10 protein-coding genes are annotated in these 18,712 nt (G+C 38.6%); all 10 read right to left on the minus strand.

Annotated elements, in window-relative coordinates:
• Positions 1 to 16: 16 nt before the first annotated feature.
• The 10 genes from QBE53_12095 to QBE53_12140 all read right to left on the minus strand — a co-directional run bounded on the left by QBE53_12095 (position 17) and on the right by QBE53_12140 (position 18,702).
• Positions 17 to 1,483, minus strand: coding sequence for a sodium:solute symporter (locus QBE53_12095; protein ID WZL80543.1), 1,467 nt, complete (start codon positions 1,481 to 1,483; stop codon positions 17 to 19).
• A gap of 188 nt (positions 1,484 to 1,671) precedes the next feature.
• Complete coding sequence (locus tag QBE53_12100) at positions 1,672 to 4,680, minus strand: diguanylate cyclase (protein ID WZL80544.1); 3,009 nt, start codon at positions 4,678 to 4,680, stop codon at positions 1,672 to 1,674.
• Positions 4,681 to 4,815: 135 nt separating this feature from the next.
• Positions 4,816 to 6,228 carry a sulfatase-like hydrolase/transferase gene (locus QBE53_12105; GenBank protein WZL80545.1) on the minus strand — a complete coding sequence of 471 codons (1,413 nt, stop codon included), beginning with the start codon at positions 6,226 to 6,228 and terminating at the stop codon, positions 4,816 to 4,818.
• 13 nt (positions 6,229 to 6,241) lie between these two features.
• On the minus strand, positions 6,242 to 9,346 hold the full coding sequence (locus QBE53_12110; protein WZL80546.1) for an alpha-mannosidase: 3,105 nt from the start codon (positions 9,344 to 9,346) through the stop codon (positions 6,242 to 6,244).
• Between the two features lie 13 nt (positions 9,347 to 9,359).
• Entirely contained in the window at positions 9,360 to 10,361 is a 1,002-nt protein-coding gene (locus QBE53_12115) for a glycoside hydrolase family 130 protein (protein WZL83306.1), read from the minus strand.
• Between the two features lie 4 nt (positions 10,362 to 10,365).
• Positions 10,366 to 11,397, minus strand: a complete 1,032-nt coding sequence (locus tag QBE53_12120) for a LacI family DNA-binding transcriptional regulator (protein ID WZL80547.1) — start codon at positions 11,395 to 11,397, stop codon at positions 10,366 to 10,368.
• A 95-nt stretch (positions 11,398 to 11,492) separates the two neighbouring features.
• Positions 11,493 to 14,966, minus strand: coding sequence for a transglutaminase domain-containing protein (locus QBE53_12125; protein WZL80548.1), 3,474 nt, complete (start codon positions 14,964 to 14,966; stop codon positions 11,493 to 11,495).
• Between the two features lie 10 nt (positions 14,967 to 14,976).
• Positions 14,977 to 16,263, minus strand: a complete 1,287-nt coding sequence (locus tag QBE53_12130) for an alpha-L-fucosidase (protein ID WZL80549.1) — start codon at positions 16,261 to 16,263, stop codon at positions 14,977 to 14,979.
• Positions 16,256 to 17,659: a leucyl aminopeptidase gene (locus tag QBE53_12135; protein WZL80550.1), complete on the minus strand. Its 1,404-nt coding sequence runs from the start codon at positions 17,657 to 17,659 to the stop codon at positions 16,256 to 16,258. Before QBE53_12135 ends, QBE53_12130 begins: the two co-directional genes overlap by 8 nt.
• A complete protein-coding gene (locus QBE53_12140; protein WZL80551.1) occupies positions 17,653 to 18,702 on the minus strand; it encodes a glycoside hydrolase family 18 protein in 1,050 nt (349 codons plus the stop codon). The genes QBE53_12135 and QBE53_12140 overlap by 7 nt, the downstream gene beginning before the upstream one ends.
• Positions 18,703 to 18,712: the final 10 nt, after the last annotated feature.

Below are 18,712 nucleotides of genomic sequence, written 5' to 3' on the forward strand. Positions count from 1 at the left end.
TTCTTCTCCTTTATTTTTATTTGGTTGCGTAGATGTAATTCAAATATCCTTTTTCATGGGGCCGCGTCACAAGACTAACAATACTCATTGGTATAAACGGTAGAACAACCGATAACGCTCCGACAATCGGAATATATGGACTGGATACGCCTCCTTCCAGCAACAAAACACCTGTAATCGTGATTATTAACGCCGTAATCATTCCGGCATAAGCACCGATGAGATTTGCTTTTTTCCAATATAGTCCAAGAATATAGGGTGCCAACAAACATCCAGACACTGTTCCCCAAGATAATGCCGCCAAATTCATTATAGAACTTTCACTCTTAGCCAATAAAAAAGAACCCACAACAAAGACAACAAACATACAACGAAGTATTAACATGTTTTGCTTTGGTTGTATCCCGGGTTTAATTGTCTTGACAAGGTCAACGGCAACTGCAGAACTGGCGGCGATAACTACTGAGGCTAATGTCGACATGGATGCTGATAGGACTAAGACCAACAATACAGCACTCACAGCCAAAGGCAGTGTTTTCTCCATAACCATAGGTATCACTTGATCATAGCTTTCAGGTTTGACATTACTAAGCACAAGGCGGCTCACTGCCCCTGTTAAGTAGGCGCTAGTTGTAATTAAAGCGGCAAATCCTGTCGAAACAACTGCAGCCGTTTTAATCGACCGTTCATTTTTTATGGTATAAAATTTGTGAACCATTTGAGGTAAGCCCCACGACCCTAGGCTCGTTAAAATAACTAAAGACACTATGAGGGCCAATCCCGGTGGTCCAACAGGGCTCACCAGTTGCTTACCTACTTGTGGTATAGCTTCTAGACGACGATAGACGCCTAAAAGTCCACCAACAGCTTCTGATGTCATTACATAAAACACTAACAAAACAGCGCCAACAATCATAATGCATCCTTGTATAAAATCTGCAATCGACGTTGCCATAAACCCACCGACAAATAAATAAAATGCTGTCACACACACCATAATCAGATATACAATATCCATAGGTATACCAAAAATATTTTCAAATAAAAACCCAAGCCCTTTATAGACTCCTGCCGCATACGGCAATAAAAAAATAAAAATAATCAATGCAGAAAACACCTTTATGCCAAGGCTCTCATAACGTATCCCTAAAAATTCCGGCATTGTTGATGCTTTTAAGCGTTGCGTCATTTCTCGTGTTTTTTTTCCCAGAATTTTCCAGGCCAGTAATGTCCCAACAACGGTGTTACCTAGTGCAATCCAGAGAACAGATAAACCAAATCCCCATCCCAACTTTCCTGCATAGCCTATGAAAATAACCGATGAAAAATAAGCTGTTCCATAAGAAAATGCCGACATCCAGGGCGGAATTGATCGCCCGCCTAATAAATAGCCTTCTTCATCCACTAGTTTTTTGCGACTGAAAAAACTCACCGTTAAAATCATAACAATATATAGGATAATGCTGATTACATATACCTTCATTCTTTCCTCCTATGTTTTTCAAGTTAAAGCGCAACGCTTTAAACTGATAAAGCAGATTGCGTAAAAAAAATGCGTGTCGACGTCTTATTAACATTCTACACACATATTAGCCATTATTCAATATCTTTTATAGTTTTTGTATAATTCTTAACATTTATCAGTATTTTTTTGTGCATATTGACCACTACTTATTCTTCTCTTCGAAGCACTTTATTGACAAATACATCGACAATTTCTGGGTCAAATTGGGTTCCTGCACATCGCTTCAATTCATCAATTGCCTCTTCTTTGGTCATCTTGCGTTTGTATGGACGTTTGCCTGTCATGGATTCATAGGCATCAGCAACACTAATAATACGTGACTCCAAAGGAATTTGATGCCCTATTAAACCACTTGGATAGCCTTTACCATCATAGCGTTCATGATGGTATAGCACAATTTCTGCAATACTGGCGTATTCATCCGTATTTTTTAAAATCTGATAGCCCGCTTCCGGATAACGATGCACTTGCTCTATTTCATCTTTTGTTAACGCTTCTTTTTTGTTAAGAAGTTCCGGTGACAAAATAATTTTTCCGATATCATGCAATGTTCCAGCCATATATATTTCTTCAATATCTTCAATCGGGTAGTTCATGGCATCTAGTATTTTGCTGCTAAATTCTGCTACCCGCTCTGTATGGACTTCTTCTGCTTCATAGTTTTTTTGAATATTTTCCATAGCCATACTAATCATCGAAAGCTTCATTTTTTTGCTGGATTTCATTTTATGTTTGTACATATGCTTATCTGCACGTTTTTGAATTTCATTGATATCTTCTGAGCTTTCCACTTTGACACAATATCCAATAGCAATCGATACACTAATGGATTTTACCTGTTCTTGCTTTGCTAACGTTAAAATACGTTGCTTAATGGTTTCTGCATTTTTTGCGGTTGTATTTGGCAAAAGCACCATAAATTCATCTCCGCCGGTTCTTGCAACAATATCTTCTTCTCGGCAAGCCGATTTTATTACTTTGGCTGCTGCTTTAATCAATTGGTCTCCAACTTCATGACCAAATGCATCGTTTGCAATTTTTAATCCATTAATGTCTAGAGCCATAATCGTCAATGGTATATTGCGGTTTGTATTTAAGCGCCGAATAGAATCCTCCATATACCTACGATTGTATAAGCCTGTCAGGTAATCATGAAAGCTTAGCTCTTCAATTTGTCGCTGACGTTCTTTTTGCTCTGTGACGTCTCTAAATGCTATGACAAAACCTTTTGTCGCCCCTTCATTTTCTTCTAAAATAGGCGCAATCGTCTCTTGTATCGGAATCCGATCGCCTTGCTTGGATTCAAGTATAAGCTTATAACTTCCACCCTTTTCATCCCTATTCATATAATCTTCAATAATATTTTCGATAACAAGGTTTCGCTCTTCATCAATAAGCTTATATACACTTTCTAGGGGCTTTCCTTGGACCTCTTCATCATCCCATTTTGTCATGCCTTCGGCCGCTAAATTCATAAAGCTGATTTGTCCATAGACATCCGTTGCAATAACGCCATCGCCAACAGAAAGCAACGTCGTCTTAAAGACTTCTTTTTCCTGAGATAAAGCTTGTTCGACTTGTTTTCTTTTTGTTACATTTAAGATACTTCCAAGCATTCGAACGGGTCCATCTGAGGAATCATCATAAACTAATGCGCCTCGATCCAGCACCCAAATAATCGTTCCATCTGTTCGAACCAATCGATGCTCACTATAATAAGGCTCATCATTTTCAACAGCCTTATTAAGTTTTTCTCTGACTCTCTCTCGGTCTTCCGGGTGGACATAGTCCACAAAAGCTTCTTTGGTGTGATGATCTAACATCGTATCAACACCTACAATCTCACACCATTTTCGGTTATGATAGACCTTCCCGTCAGCCATATTCCAATCCCATATACCTTCGCCGATAACGTCAAGCGTCAAGCGCATCTGCTGTTCACTATGGGCTAATCGACTTTGAACTATAATGCTTTCTGTAATATCATCCATCATGAGTGCAAGTTGATGATAATTTGGCATGTATGCAGAGATACGATACCATTTTTGATTAAAATCCATATATACCTGAAAGGCAAGTGTCGTCTTTTCGTTAACAACATGGTCCAGACTAACAACCCAGCTTTGTTCTTTTCCAATCATTACTTGATCTAAGGCTTTGCCAAGAATCGCATCTTTTTTCATCCCTGTTATTTCTTCAAATGTTCGATTGACATTCTGAAAATAATAAGCAATCTTGCCTTCTTCTGTTAAGCGTTCAATATTAAAAACAACAAATCCTTTGTTCATTTCATTTATCAACTTACGGTTTTCTTGCTCTCGCAAAAGAACATTGTTGCGGGACTCATCAATTTGGCGAACAATAGATTTTGCATATTTTACTACGATGATATCAATAAAAATAAACATAATAACTAGCGCTAGAATGGAATATGCAAAAATTCTGTATTGAACATCTCTTGCATCTCCAAATAGCGCGTCTTCTTCAATTTGAGCATAAAAAGTGCCCTCAAAATTATCAAAGGCTTTTACTACAGTAACAACATCGTGGTCATGAATTAATGTGTTTTCATCCTTGTTGGGCTGAATCCACACATCATAATCTCTGGCATCTATTTTTTCTAGAATTGGTATCATGCTTACACATAAAATATCATAGCCTAGCACATGGTCTTCTTCTGTAATCGGATTTTGTATGATAAGGTTTTGTCGATCATGATCATAATGGACAGTTAACGCTTCTGAATAAGCAATCTCTGTTGTTTGAATCTCATGTATATCTCCAAAACTCACCAAAATCTGATCATCGACCCATCGTGCAACATACGTATAATGGTCAAGCACATGAATCCCATCTTGATATCTGGGATAGGTTACCTGATAGAGTTCATTCCAATTTATTTTTTGATTTTTATATTGTAAAAGCGCTTCACGAATCGTTGAGCGGCTTGACAAGCTTTTGGTTTCACCAATCATTTTTGCGATAAACTCATCAATGACTTGATGTTGATTGGTAACATTTAATTCAAAGTTTTGGACGGTTATCTCTTCTTGTCGTTTTTTTATCGGAGATAGCAAGCTCATATAAACGAAAACAATGATGCAAATAAAAATAACGAGCGTCATAATATTTATACGTTTATTGATAGACTTCATGCAATACTCCTTTCTAATTGATATTAATGACAGCACCTTATATTTTACCATAGAACCCTATAACTTGTATACATAAAAAACCTCTAAAACCTGGCATGGGCTTTAGAGGTTTTCTTACGTCGTATTCAATGCTTTTTAAGATTTCTTTGCCAAGTAATCAGGCATCCTCGGACATGTTGTTAATTGATGGTTATGAACAAAACCATATTCCGGTCTTTTTTCAATCCGTTCTATTAATGCCCTTCTACAAGCATCAATACGCTTTTGCTTCGTGGATGACTCACACTGAATCTGATTGTTTAATTCTTTTGGATCCGCAGACAAATCAAAATACCACTCTCTAGCGCTATAGGTTTCATAAATGTACTTCCATTTTCCATTGGTCAAAAAATGCCACCCTTCTTGTCCATATCCGGTGTGCTCTCCATGAATAAATTCCCGCTCAATTGGGTGAAATAAGTCCATCCCTTCAACACCACCAGGTAATTCTATATCCATTAAATTATATAATGTCGGCAGTATATCAAAGTGGCTAGCGACCACTTCGTTGGGTTGAACTATTTTTGGTTCTAGACCAGACCCCGGCTTAATAATCAAAGGGATTCGTGCCGAACCTTCAAACGGCGTGACCTTTCTATACATATAATGATCTCCTAATAATTCCCCATGGTCTGATACAAACACAATCGTTGTCGAGGAATACAAGTCATGTTCTTTTAGCCAATGCAACATTCTTCCAATCATATGGTCGACATGGGTAATGGATGCATAATATGCTTTGCGCATTCGAATCGACTGTTTATCACTAATTCTTCCGGATGTCGCATCAATCATAACCGTTTTTTTATCTAAGCCTTTGGCCCACGAACCTACTGGAGGTTCTGGAAGCACTTCATCTTCATAATACTTGGTATAAAACTCGGGTGCATCATAGGGCGGATGTGGTCGGTGGAAGCTTAACTGCATAAAAAACGGGCGCGTCGTATCTCGCTTATTCAAGAGTTCTTGAGCTTTAGATACCGTCCACTGACTTGGATGATATTCATCATCTCCTTGCCACGGCAGGGCGACCCAGCTATTATTACTCCACTCCATCGCCGGATCTTTGACGCTTCCCCTGGTCTCCTTTTCAAGCCAAGCATGATAATCACTTATAAACCCAGCATCTAAACGTTGTGGATCGTACAATTCGTTGATTTCAAATCCTAAGTGGTTCCTTTGGGGATAAAAGTGCGTCTTTCCAACATTAATGGTTTGATATCCTGCATCTCTAAACCCATGCATTAGGGTCTTATCATATGTCCATGGAATTTTATCACTATATCCAATCCGCCCACATCCATATGGGCTCTTGCCTGTTGCCAGACAGGCTCTAGCAGGAATACAGCTTGGTGCCTGTGCATAGCACGCACCAAACATAACTCCATCTTTTGCCAAATCATCAAGAAAAGGTGTTTTTACCACTGGATGCCCTAATGAAGATAGACAGTCTCCTCGCCACTGGTCTACAAGTATAAGTAGCACATTCTTATGCCTTGCTTCTCCCATATATTGTTCTCCTCTATTTTCTATAGTTGATCTTATATGTCTTTATCTCGAAAGGTTTGATAACAATATTAAAACTATTTTCGTCATGCTCTATCGCTTGTTCAACTTCTTCAATCAAGTTACACTCTTCAACAGAAATCAGTGTTCCTAAGTTCCAGCGGACTTTTGTTCGGGTTCTAGAGTTCTCATATTCATATATACGAATAATGATTCCCTCATTGTCTTGCGCTTCTTTAATTGTTTCAATCAACACATTAGCATCATCCGTTGTTACAAGTGCTTGTTGATCGCCTAGCGCCTCTCCCATGACCGCATAGGCCTGTTGATTGAACTTATAGGCTTCCTCTACAGTACCCGCTTTTTTCCAATCTCCAGTATGAGGATAGAGTGAATATCTAAATGTATGCTCCTCTTGGTCTGTATTGGGATTTGGCAAAATACCGGATTTTAACAGCGTAAGCCCCATATCGCTTCCGTGAACGGAATGTCCGTATTTACAATCATTTAATAAGCTTACCCCATAATTTCCTTCTGATATATCGATCCATTTTTGTCCACATACTTCAAATCGTGCTTGATCCCAACTAGTATTTTTATGGGTCTTGCGAGTAAGATTTCCAAATTGAATATCAAAAGTCGCTTCATCTGTATGGATATCCATTGGAAAATGGACTTTTAGCAAGTGCTGCTTTTCTCTATAATCGACATAAGTATTAAAATCAATGCGCCGGCTTTGACTATGAAAAACAATTTCTTGACACAGTCTTGACTGGCTAAATGCATATTCCACTTTTAAAACTGCTTTAACCGGTCCTACTTGAGTCCATTCAAACATTGTCAAATCCGTTATATCATAATATTTTTCACTATAGTACATCTCAATGTCCCAATTATCATAATCCATCGGCTTATCTTCATATAGCTTAAAATGGTTTGCAACTTTATTTTCCTGCACCAGTTCCCTTTTTTGTTCACAATCCAAAATAGACACGATTTGTCCGTTCGCATTAAACTGTACTTCATAAAATGGAGTTTTGATACCCCGCTCATGAATTGTAAAGGGATTTTTAATAGATGCCTTTTCATCTGCAGTTAGTTGCAAGACTTCATATGTTGCCTGGGCTTTTGATGGAATATGGGTTAAGTATGCCATACACCCATCCTCCGTTTTTTGTAGTAAAAAACGTTGTCCCTTCTCATCAACTAAACAATCACCATCCACCTTAGGAAGGTGAATAATATCATCTCGTTCAAAGCCCAATTGATTAAAGACGGTCACATGGTTTTCTTTTTTTCTAACTAAGTTGGCAATGCAATGGTCAATGTATTCACGTAGTTTTGCTTCCACATGGTTATATTCTTCCTTTGTCACCTCATACACTTCTTCTATAGATGTTCCCGGTAAAATATCATGAAACTGATTCATTAATACAACCCGCCACATCTGATGCAGTTGTTGACTATAATCCATCCCTGCCAATATGCTATAAAGCTCTAAATCCATTAACAATTGCTCACACCGTCGATTTGATTTTTTATTACGCGCCATGGAAGTATATGTTCCACGATGGTATTCAAAGTAGAACTCCCCTTCCCACTCCGGCAAACGCTTATGCTCTTTTGTCCGGTTGTATAGTTCATCAAAATATGTCCTGGAAAAAGCTTGACGTACTTTTGGAATACCTTGAATCCCTTTTTCCATCCGCTTTGATGTTTCAAGCATTTGGCGTGTAGGTCCGCCACCGCCATCGCCATACCCATAAGAAATTAAGATATCGTTATTCAGTTCCTTATTATTATAGCGTTGCCAGCCACCCATAATCGCATCCGGATGAAGCATACCATTGTATGTTGTAAAAAAGTTCTTTGTGTCTTGTCCCACTCCTAAGGTTGTAATCAAATGCGTAAAAATCTTCGTTCCATCTATACCTTTCCAGTACAGGGTATCATAAGGCATCTGATTCATCTGGTTCCAAGCGAGTTTTGTTGTCATAAAATAGTCAATTCCTGACCTTTTCATAATTTGCGGAAGTGCCCCTGAATATCCAAAAACATCCGGAAGCCACAGGATTTTATTGTCCACACCAAACTCTTCTTTAAAAAAACGTTTGCCATGTAAAAACTGACGTACCAAGCTTTCTCCGCTTGTCAGGTTACAATCCGCTTCAACCCACATGCCTCCTTCTGGTTCCCATCGACCTTGTGCCACTTTTTCCTTGACTTTGGCAAATAAATCCGGATAGCGTACTTTTAAAAACTCATACAACTGTGGTTGACTTGACATAAACTTATAGTCCGGATATTCTTCCATAAACTTAAGAACCGTCGCAAAGCTTCTGCCTACTTTTTCACGTGTCTGTTCTACTGTCCACCACCATGCTACATCAATATGCGTATGTCCAATGCATGTTGCAATGACATCCTCATATCCACTTAGCTCTTGATATAGTGCTTTTTCTATATGTTGCTTCGCCTGGGTAAGGGACTGATAAAATGCTTCTGAATAAGGTTTTCTCAAATCTAATAAATTAACGGTATCATTTAATATTTCCGTCATTTTCAACTTATTTTGATCCATATCATCCATACGATTAAAAGCGGATAGCGGCACATCCATATCATAATATAATTGTTCTATTTGAGCATCAACTTCGATTACATCAACAAACAGTTGAAACTCACTATGAATAATTCCTGTATGCGCTTGTAGATCAAACGTATATACTTCACCTTCCTGCGCATTTGATGTAAGAAAAACCTTCCGATGATTCATATCAATCCCTTGAGTTATCTCTCCATTAACAAATAAAAGAAATTGAGGATTTTTGGCATCATCCCATTCATTAATCTGCGTACGTACATGAATCCACAAGGGCTTATTATGCATCTGCTTAGGTACTGTATAGGTTGTTCTAAACCAATAATGCTTATCCGGTCCATACCAGTGCATCGTTTTGCTGTCAAACGTCTCCCATGGCTCTTTTGCTGCATCTACATCATGGGGATAGACGAAGTTACCTTTTTTATATTCAAAGCTTTCAATTGGAAATTTTTGCTTTGTCGATAAGCGCTTAAGTTCTCGACATATAATACCGACTCGTTTATCTATGTATTTCATTCTAAGCCTCCAATTAAATCTCCAACGGATTGTTTTTCATATAATCCATCAGCTCATCTACAGTGGTAAACGCGATGGAGGTTACCGTATCAGCACATCCATAATATATTGCAATGCGTCCACTGGCAGCATCTGATAACGCGGCACATGGAAACACAACGTTTGGAACGTCACCAACACATTCATACGCTTCATATGGCGCTAAGATATAGTTTTTAGAACGCATGATAACTTTCCACGGTTCATCTAAATCCAAAAGCGCACACCCCATTCGATATACAAAACCATTACATGTATTTAATACACCATGATAAATCATCAACCATCCTTGATCGGTCTCAATTGGAATAGGACCCGGACCAATTTTAGTTGTCTGCCATGCTGAAGTGTCTCCTTTTATCGTTCCCATCACATGACGATGATGTCCCCAATATTCCATATCTTTGCTTTGACTATAAAAAATATCTCCAAACGGCGTATGTCCATTATCACTTGGACGGCTTAACATTGCATAGTAATCCCCTATTTTTCTAGGAAAAAGAACACCGTTACGATTAAACGGTAAAAACGCATTTTCTAATTGGTAGAATGTCTTAAAATCAAATGTGTACGCCACTCCTATAGTCGGTCCATGATAGCCATTACACCACGTAATATAATAACGGTCTTCAATGTAACACACACGCGGGTCATAACGGTATTCCCTTTTTAGAATTTCCTTGTCTTCGCCTTCAAATGATAGCGGTTCATCTTGTATATCCCATTCAATACCATCTTGGCTAAACCCTACAAAAATATCCATGCTAATTGACTTGGAATCACATCTAAAGATACCTGCGTAGCCATCTTCAAAGGCAACTACAGCGCTATTAAAAATACTATTGCTGTTTTTTGTATGGTTTCTCTTGATTACAGGATTCATGGAAAATCGCCATACGGGCATGTCATATCCTTCCGGTTTTTCCTGCCATGGTATTTCAGGTAAATTATTTCCTATTATTTTCGCCATTTTTATCTCCTTAGAAAAGATTACTTGCTCGGTTAGGATGAACAGATTCTCTATAGATTATCTTTCCATTAATCATCGTTGCACCTCTAGATGTTGATTTTTTACGTTCAACACGCCGCTTTACTTTACGTACTGCGGCTTTTGCAATCCCATCTATGTCAACGGCTACCGTTGTAAGTTTTGGATCACATATCTCTGCATAGATATCGTTGTCAAAGCTGACAATAGATATCTCTTCTGGTACTTTAATGCCATGATTTCTCAATGCCTTGATAAATCTATATGCTGTTTCATCACAGTTGCATACAAAGGCTGTGGGCATTTCTTTAGGTAGTTCAAAATCTATTTCTTCATTATGGTAGTCTCTATCCTCAAGTACCCAATCCTTGCGAACCATAATCTTTCTTTCCAAAAGTGCTCGCTGATAGCCTAAAAAGCGATCTGCAATACTTTGAGTCACAAGCACAGAACCAACATACCCAATATAATGGTGGCCTTGGTCTAATAAGTGTCTTGTCAATTCATATGTACTATATATATTTTCTGATAGTACACAATCTGATATTGCTGACACCTCCATACAATCCACATAAATCTTGGGTATAGTTAACTTACGAACACTTTCTAGGAAAGAATCTTCTAAGTTTCCAAGTATCATAATTGCATCGATATTTCTGCTTTCAATTAAAGAAGTCAAGTTTCCTCCACGGTCATCTGGTGTAACCGTTGACAACGTGCCAATATATCCTATTTCATTAAGTTCTTTTGTAATACGTTGATACATATTTACATAAAAATATACTTTTGTACCCTCTCCAAAATACTTATGCGCCATAAAAATGATAATATGTTTGGGTTTGTTGTCTTCCTCGATTACTGCTTTTCTAAAACGGTAACCCATCTCTTCAGCTTTTTTTAATATGTCTTCTTTTAGCTCTTGTCCCACTCCATACTTATCATTAAACGCTTTTGAAACTGTCACTTTACTTATTCCTAACTCATTGGCTATGTCTTGCATTGTCACTTTTTTCTTCTTTTTCATTATACTTGCATCCTTTCAATGAATTATACTTTGTCCTATTATATCATTATCGGAAACTCATCGCAAGAAATTAGCTATTTGTTAGCTAACAAACTCTACACTGATTGAATTAATAGTTGTCCAACACCTACTTGGTACCCACTAAATCCATAATTAACTTTTTGCTCTTTCGTTACCAATATCAACGGCAACCGTTTTTCCATCATGTTCAACCCATGATAATAAGGTTCAATCGCATACTCCTCATCCACAATGATCTCTAGGGACGGCACTGCTGCTAGCGCCTTATTAAGCGTTGGGTCTTGCTTACACTGTTGCTTAGGGATATGTAGCACAATGGTTGCATCCATTTTTTCATATACTTTGGCATGTTCAATAATTTCATTTAATAAGTGTTCTGTCGGTTCTTCACCTGGTGCGAGCCAACAAAGTATGGATGCTTTTCCTGCTCTTTTTTCATGTTGGGTTAGCAAAGGTAAATCTGCTTTTTCGCCACTGGCAGGCATCAACCCAATCTGCTGCGTCCACTTTTTGTCTTTTTTGATTGTAAAGTAGTAGGCGCGAACATGGTTGGATTCATCTACACTTCGATTGGTTGTAACGAGTCGATATGCACCTGGTTCAAGTCGAAGCTCAAATTCCGGGTTTTCTTGGGGCCAGATTCCCTCTTCATAGTCCAGTGTCCGATAATATCCTTCCTCAAGCTTTCCTATAGTAAACTGATGGTAGTATTTTAATGGTTGTCCATCATCCGTTGATAAGCTTAAAGTTCCCATTGCTTTTTTCTTTGTGTCATGGGTTTCATCCAAGAGATGCCATTGGTTTTCATGATAATAACAAAGCTTTCCGTCGGTTTGGTTGATTTTCGCCGCAATCCCCAGCGTACGTGCTATGGCGACAAAAAGTATCTTATGGGATATTGCATTGCCTCCGCCATATGTCAAAACACCCACTGGTGATGTGTTTAAATTAGAGTATTCTGCATCATCGTACTTTCGGATGTGATTATCAATCCATTGCTTAATCGTCGCCGGACATTCTTTAAACCTTCTTTTTTGCTCTTCTTGGAAAAAATCACGAATAAAAACCCTGTAAGGCGTGATCATCTCAATCCATATTCTTGGGTTAAGGACATTCCTTGTGTATATGGATTCATCAAAGGCTTCCTTGTACCCATACGCTTCAACAAAATGTTCTCGAAGAATTGGTGTTGTTATATCGCTTAAATCCTTTTGTGGCAATGCTTGAAGCATTTTTATTTTCCATTGAAGCTCCTGCGCTTGTTCAATCGGTGCATCAAAGTAAAATTCTCGAAGGAAACATTCAATTTCTTTATAGTTCCCCCTTGCTTTCATGAGCAGGTGGGCAACTTCTTCCTCATTGCCGTTAAAGCCATTGAGTTTCTCTTTCCAGTTTTTTTCGTTGTAAAAAGTAGCTTCATATGCACGACGTTTTTTCACAGCTATCTCAACACGCCGAGCATGCTCTTTTTGCTGCGCCGCAGACAATGCTTCTTCCGTTTTTACGCCGCCCTTTGGCGGTACAAAAATCCATTCTTTGACCTTTAATTCATCATGACTTATCGGATGTAACGTCAGCTCTATAGTATGTTCTTTACGGATGTCAACTTTTTTATATCCGACCGCTCCGCCATTATAGGCATATACCATCAAATCTCCTAAACCTGTAACAAATTCTACGTCTCCATTTGCATTGGTTTCTAAGGTGGTAATGGGATAAAACTCACTGTAATTGACCACTTCAAACCTAACCTTTGCACCCTCAACAGGCAAACTATCTTCATCTAAAACTTTAACCGATATACTTTTGGTTTTTGCATAATGCTCAAGCACATTAATCTCTGTCATTCTAGGCGTCTGTCGCGTAATTGTCTCTCCTGAGCATACATCCGATAACACTCTGTTATGGATAAGCATAGCTTTTGATGCCGGTAAGCGAAACCACCCTCGATTTAACTCCATCTCAGGTTCACAAGCGCCTAAGTATTTCCAGCCTTCTTCTGTCAGCACCTCCACCCATGCATGATTGTCATCACAGTGGCTCCATCTTGGTGCATAACATTGTCTAGCAGGGATTGCAACACTTCTAAGTGCAGCTACTACAAAAGTTGATTCTTCTCCACACCGCCCAAAAGCATTTTTAATCGTTGTCAATGGTGATCCCGTCCTTTGATTTGTGGCTTGATACGTCGCCTTTTCAAAGCACCAATAGTTGATTGCAATTGCCGCTTCTTTCATGCTTAGTCCTTGAATAATCGGCATAAGTTCCTCAAAAAACATCCCACTATAAAACTCAATGTGTTCATTATTGATTCTGTATTGCAATACATAGTTTAAAAAATCGCTTTTTTTGATTGTGTCGCCCCAAGGCATCTGTCTTTTTGCCTTTAATCCATGGCGCACGAAGTTTAAAATGAATGTATGCGAATAATCGGCTATATCAGACAGCGGCATATATGCGTACAAAAACTCCATACATTCGCGTTCACTTTTTGACATTGTTTTTATTAATGACATCGGCAATGTTCGCATTTTTTGTTCATAGACGTCAAATCCAATACTCTCAATTTTTCCATCGTCATATAAAAGTATTTTTTCATTGCTTGATGGGGATATTTGTGACAACAAAAAGCTATTGGATGTTACTTCAATCTTTGGAATAACCTCTCCGAGTAATCCTTGATCTAATTGGGATAGCCTGTCTGTAAAAAAACCTTCCTCATCATAAAACTTATGCATCGCATAATAGCATCGCCGCAAATTCCATTTAACTTTCTCCACTTCAGGAACGCCATATTTTTCATCTTCATTTACAAAGAAAACAAAACCCCAAAGTTCTGGATAATGGATATTTATAAGCCCCGTCGGCGCCCAAACCCAGTTTTCTTCTGGATGGTCTTTTTTTACATAAGCTCCACTTTCAGTATCTACATGCCATTGTACCCTTGAAAAATTCACACGGTAATACTCACCACAAACAGGCGGCCTCTTTGACTGGCTTCGTTCTATTAATGCGTGAAAAGGGACGACGACTTCAACGGACCAATATGCATTTTCTTCACTAATTTGATTTAGCCGCCCTTTTATTGCCACTTGCGAACGTAAGCCTTTAATGTCCCATCCATTTAAAGGTTCTGCACCTCTATCGCGGTATGGCTTATTCAAAAACAAATCCCACACTGTATTAAGTGCATTCATCTCAAATTCGAAATATCCATGAGTATCTGAGTCCGGATCAATAAATATCTCAAAATCATTATCATAAAAAATGACACTGTCTCTTTCCGTCAAGTTCGCCCATATTTCTTGTCCATGCAACACAGCTGCAAAATAGAAGTTCTCTTCATCCCATTGCATCTTTGCTTGCGTTTCATAAAATGGTGGCTCTTTTTTATCACCTTCAATGTCCACAAATGCATTGGTAAAAGGGATGTCATCCCAAAACTCTTTAAAAATATTACCATCAAGGGAAAAAGGTTTTGTTCGCCGTTTACAATAATATACCGGTGGGTTAAATTCTATATCCGGTACAGGAATTCTATAGTCCATCGCTTACCTCCTAATTATGGGTGACAACCGCTCCTGAACCCCCATACATATCTATCTTGCCTTCAAGTTCTAGTTTTACGACTGTTGTATTTTTATGACAGTCTTCTTTTGTCAAATCAATCCACGTTGTCCCTGGAATATTAAACCAAGGTACACCTCCATGAATATCATAAGTTAGCTCCTTGCCAGAATGGAGCACACTGACTTTTTTGATTTTATTGCATAACCCTTTTAGACAGATCGACTCTTTAGGTTCATCATGTACAAACAGATATAATGTCTCCTCATCTTCTGAAAGTGTTGAGCCTCCAGGATAGTACCGGGTCATCACGCCATCATGCGTTCCAAAAATCGCTTCCTCATGTGCTTTAACCCATTCACCTAGTCCCAAAAGTAATTGTTGCTCCTGTTCAACAATCGTTCCATCTTCCATCGGTCCAATATCCAAGAGCATATTGCCTCCCATACTAATACAATCACAGAACATATGTATAATTTGATTCAAAGATTTATAATGCTTATCTCTGTCAATATATCCCCAGGAATCATTGACCGTCGTACAAAATTCCCATGGTCCATCCGGTCTTGTTATTGGAAGCCCTTGTTCCGGCGTCTTATAATCTCCATACCCACATAATCTTGAGTTGACGATTAGATCTTGGTTATAGGATTTTAAATACGCCTTAAATTCAGGAAGTCCCCATTGTTCTGCACTTCTTTCCCAGTCACCATCGAACCAGACCAAATCCACTTTTCCATAGTTTCCAAGAACTTCACCTAATTGATTGCGATTAAACGCCATAAAGCGCTCCCATGCCTTCGTGTCTTGCTTGCCATCTGTCGGGCCACTGTATCTATTGGCATTTTCTAAATCCTTAGGTACTTTTCCACCTTCATAGACACTTGCATAATCTGGATGCGACCAATCTATTAGCGAATAATACATACCAACACGTATATCTTTTTCTCGCAAAGCTTGTGCATACTCTTTAACGATATCACGTTTTGCAGGCGTTTTTTTCATAACACTTAAGTCACTATGCTTTGTATCAAAAAGAGCTACCCCATCATGATGTTTTGTCGTAAGTACGGCATACTTTGCCCCAGATTTTTCAATAAGATCTGCCCATTTTTTTGCATCAAAGTTTTTGGCACTAAACCGTTCTAATTGTGACATATACTGATCATAAGGCACTCGGTCATGGTAAAACGACCACGATTCAGACACACTGTCTACAGCGTAAATCCCATAGTGAATAAATATCCCAAGTTTTGCTTGTTCAAACCATTTATGCATAATATAATCTCCTCTTATTTAACCAGTGATATAACGAAAAAATTCCAATTCCCGATGCCACATCTTTTGAATACGCATCCACTATAGGGTATTGTATCGCTGTTGCAGCAATATCTATATGTAGCCAAGGTGTTTGTTGTATAAATTCTTGCAAGAACATAGCAGCCGCTATGGTTGAAGGTTTTCCTCCATTTTTTAAGTCTGCAATCGGTGAAAGAATTTGTTCTTTATACCTATCATCTAAAGGCAACTGCCAAAAGTCCTCTCCCACTGTTTCACCACTTTGAATAAATTCTTGAACCAGCTCTTGCTTATTTCCAAAAACCGGAGTATACAAGCTTCCAAAACATGTAGCTGTAGCCCCTGTTAATGTCGCTATATCTACAACTGCATCCAACGTATAGTTGCCTTGTATATAAGTGAGTGCATCGGCCAAAGTCAATCGCCCTTCTGCATCTGTATTGACAACTTCAATCGTTTTATTTGCCAAAGATGTAATAACATCACCAGGTATAAAACTGTTTCCATCCAGAATATTCTCGCATACTGCAATAACGGCAACCACATTTATTTGACATTTGTTTCGTGCTATTGCATTCATTAACCCGATTACATTGGCAGCCCCTGCCATATCTCCCTTAATATAAGGCATGCTACTAGCGGATTTTAGACAATATCCTCCTGTGTCACATGTAAGTGCCTTACCTACTAAACCTATAGGGTTTTGGTTTTTTACGGGCATATATTCCATTACCACTAGACGCGGTTCCCTTTTGGATCCTTGGGCTACACTTAAAAACGCATGTAATCCCATGGCCTCAAGTTCCTCTTTGCCATAACACTTAACCCTATATCCATAAGCTTGCCCATAATCCGAAACCCATCGCGCAAGTTCTTTTGGAAAAAGTTTATTCGGAGGTTGTGCGATTAAGTCTCTTGCTTGATTAACCCCCATTACTAGATTTTCCATTTGCTGTAAAGCTAACGTTTCCTTCTCGTCATAGCTTTGAACATGTATGGAAACTCTACAAGGCTTTTGCTCGGTTTTATATCCTGCAAAGGTATAACTAGCTAATAAAATTCCTTGAACAGCATTTTCATAATAGTCAAATCCCAACTGATGAAATCCGTGCCTTTCAATCGTTATTGCGATTTTTTCACTTTTTCGAATCCCATGCCATGCTTTAGCATAAGCATTTCTTACACTGCGCTTTGTTATGTTGGCTTTGGCACCTAGCCCTATATATACTCTAGAGGCAGTCGTCTCATCTAGAGATGGAACAAAGAGAATCTCGTCTAATTCCCCTTCAAATCCTTTGCCGACTTGTTTAGCCTCTTCTTGGGTACAGGCCACAAAATGATAATCCGTTTTCGCCTCGACATTGAAATTTAACATTGGACCCTCCTTTGGCAAACATTTTTTTGGCGGCATTGATAAATATAATCCAACAAACTTCCTGTGCGGTCTGTCCCATACTCCCAATACATGATTCCACCTAGTCTTTCCTGCTCCACAAAATCAATCTTATGAGACAAGGACTCTTGATCATCATAGCTAATAAATGTATTTCCATTGAATAAATACGGTGCTTTCGCCTCATCATCCCAATATCTGGTATATCCATTTTTATCAATATAGTCTTTGACCAACTCATGATAAGGCGGACCATATCCTCCCGTGGTTCCTGCCATCTGCATAATACCTTGATCCACATCGGGAACTTTTTGCCACATCCTAGAGTAAAATGCCACGCCTAGAACAAGTTTTTTGCGAGGAACGCCTGCTTGAATATAATCCTCTACAGCTTTTTTAGCACTCGCCCTTGAAAGATCATTTTTATTTGAATACAAGTTCGTATGATGACCTGTTTGTACACTAAACCCTCCACGAAGATCATAGGTCATTAGCTGCACGTAATCTACATATTTTTGTACTTGGTCCATTTGTGTACAGTGAATATAATATTCATCTCCAGCCACAGCAATTGTCAGCATTTTTTCATGAAAGAGATTTTCATCCATCGCTTCACGCAATTCTTTTAGCAACAATGTGAAGTTTGTTTTATCCTTTGGTGATGCTTTAATACCTGCGATGCTTATGCACGGATATTCCCAATCTAAATCAATGCCGTCTAAAGCATATGTCTCTATCTGCTTTAATGCCGAATCTATAAATCGGCGTCGCGTCTCTTGACTCGAGGCCGCTTCCGAAAAGCCTCCAGCGCTCCATCCACCGATAGATAATACTAGACGTATACTCGGCTTCACTTTCCTTATCCAGTCAAGGTACTCTTTGTAATTTGCAAGTTTAGATACAACTTTTCCTTCTTTAATATGGGCAAAAGCTAGATTAATAACTTCCGACTTATATATATCTTCTTTTTTTAATGTAGGTAAATCTTTTATAGAAACATATCCTACAAAATAAGGGTATGTCATGATGTCCTCC

The organism is Vallitaleaceae bacterium 9-2 (assembly GCA_038396585.1).
In the GTDB taxonomy this organism is placed as follows: Bacteria; Bacillota; Clostridia; order Lachnospirales; family Vallitaleaceae; genus UBA1351.

Coding starts and splice junctions, on each gene's coding strand:
- QBE53_12105 (WZL80545.1), bottom strand. CDS start 6,228: ATGGGAGAAGCAAGGCATAAGAATGTGCTACTTATACTTGTAGACCAG.
- QBE53_12120 (WZL80547.1), bottom strand. CDS start 11,397: ATGAAAAAGAAGAAAAAAGTGACAATGCAAGACATAGCCAATGAGTTA.
- QBE53_12135 (WZL80550.1), bottom strand. CDS start 17,659: ATGTTAAATTTCAATGTCGAGGCGAAAACGGATTATCATTTTGTGGCC.
- QBE53_12125 (WZL80548.1), bottom strand. CDS start 14,966: ATGGACTATAGAATTCCTGTACCGGATATAGAATTTAACCCACCGGTA.
- QBE53_12095 (WZL80543.1), bottom strand. CDS start 1,483: ATGAAGGTATATGTAATCAGCATTATCCTATATATTGTTATGATTTTA.
- QBE53_12130 (WZL80549.1), bottom strand. CDS start 16,263: ATGCATAAATGGTTTGAACAAGCAAAACTTGGGATATTTATTCACTAT.
- QBE53_12110 (WZL80546.1), bottom strand. CDS start 9,346: ATGAAATACATAGATAAACGAGTCGGTATTATATGTCGAGAACTTAAG.
- QBE53_12140 (WZL80551.1), bottom strand. CDS start 18,702: ATGACATACCCTTATTTTGTAGGATATGTTTCTATAAAAGATTTACCT.
- QBE53_12100 (WZL80544.1), bottom strand. CDS start 4,680: ATGAAGTCTATCAATAAACGTATAAATATTATGACGCTCGTTATTTTT.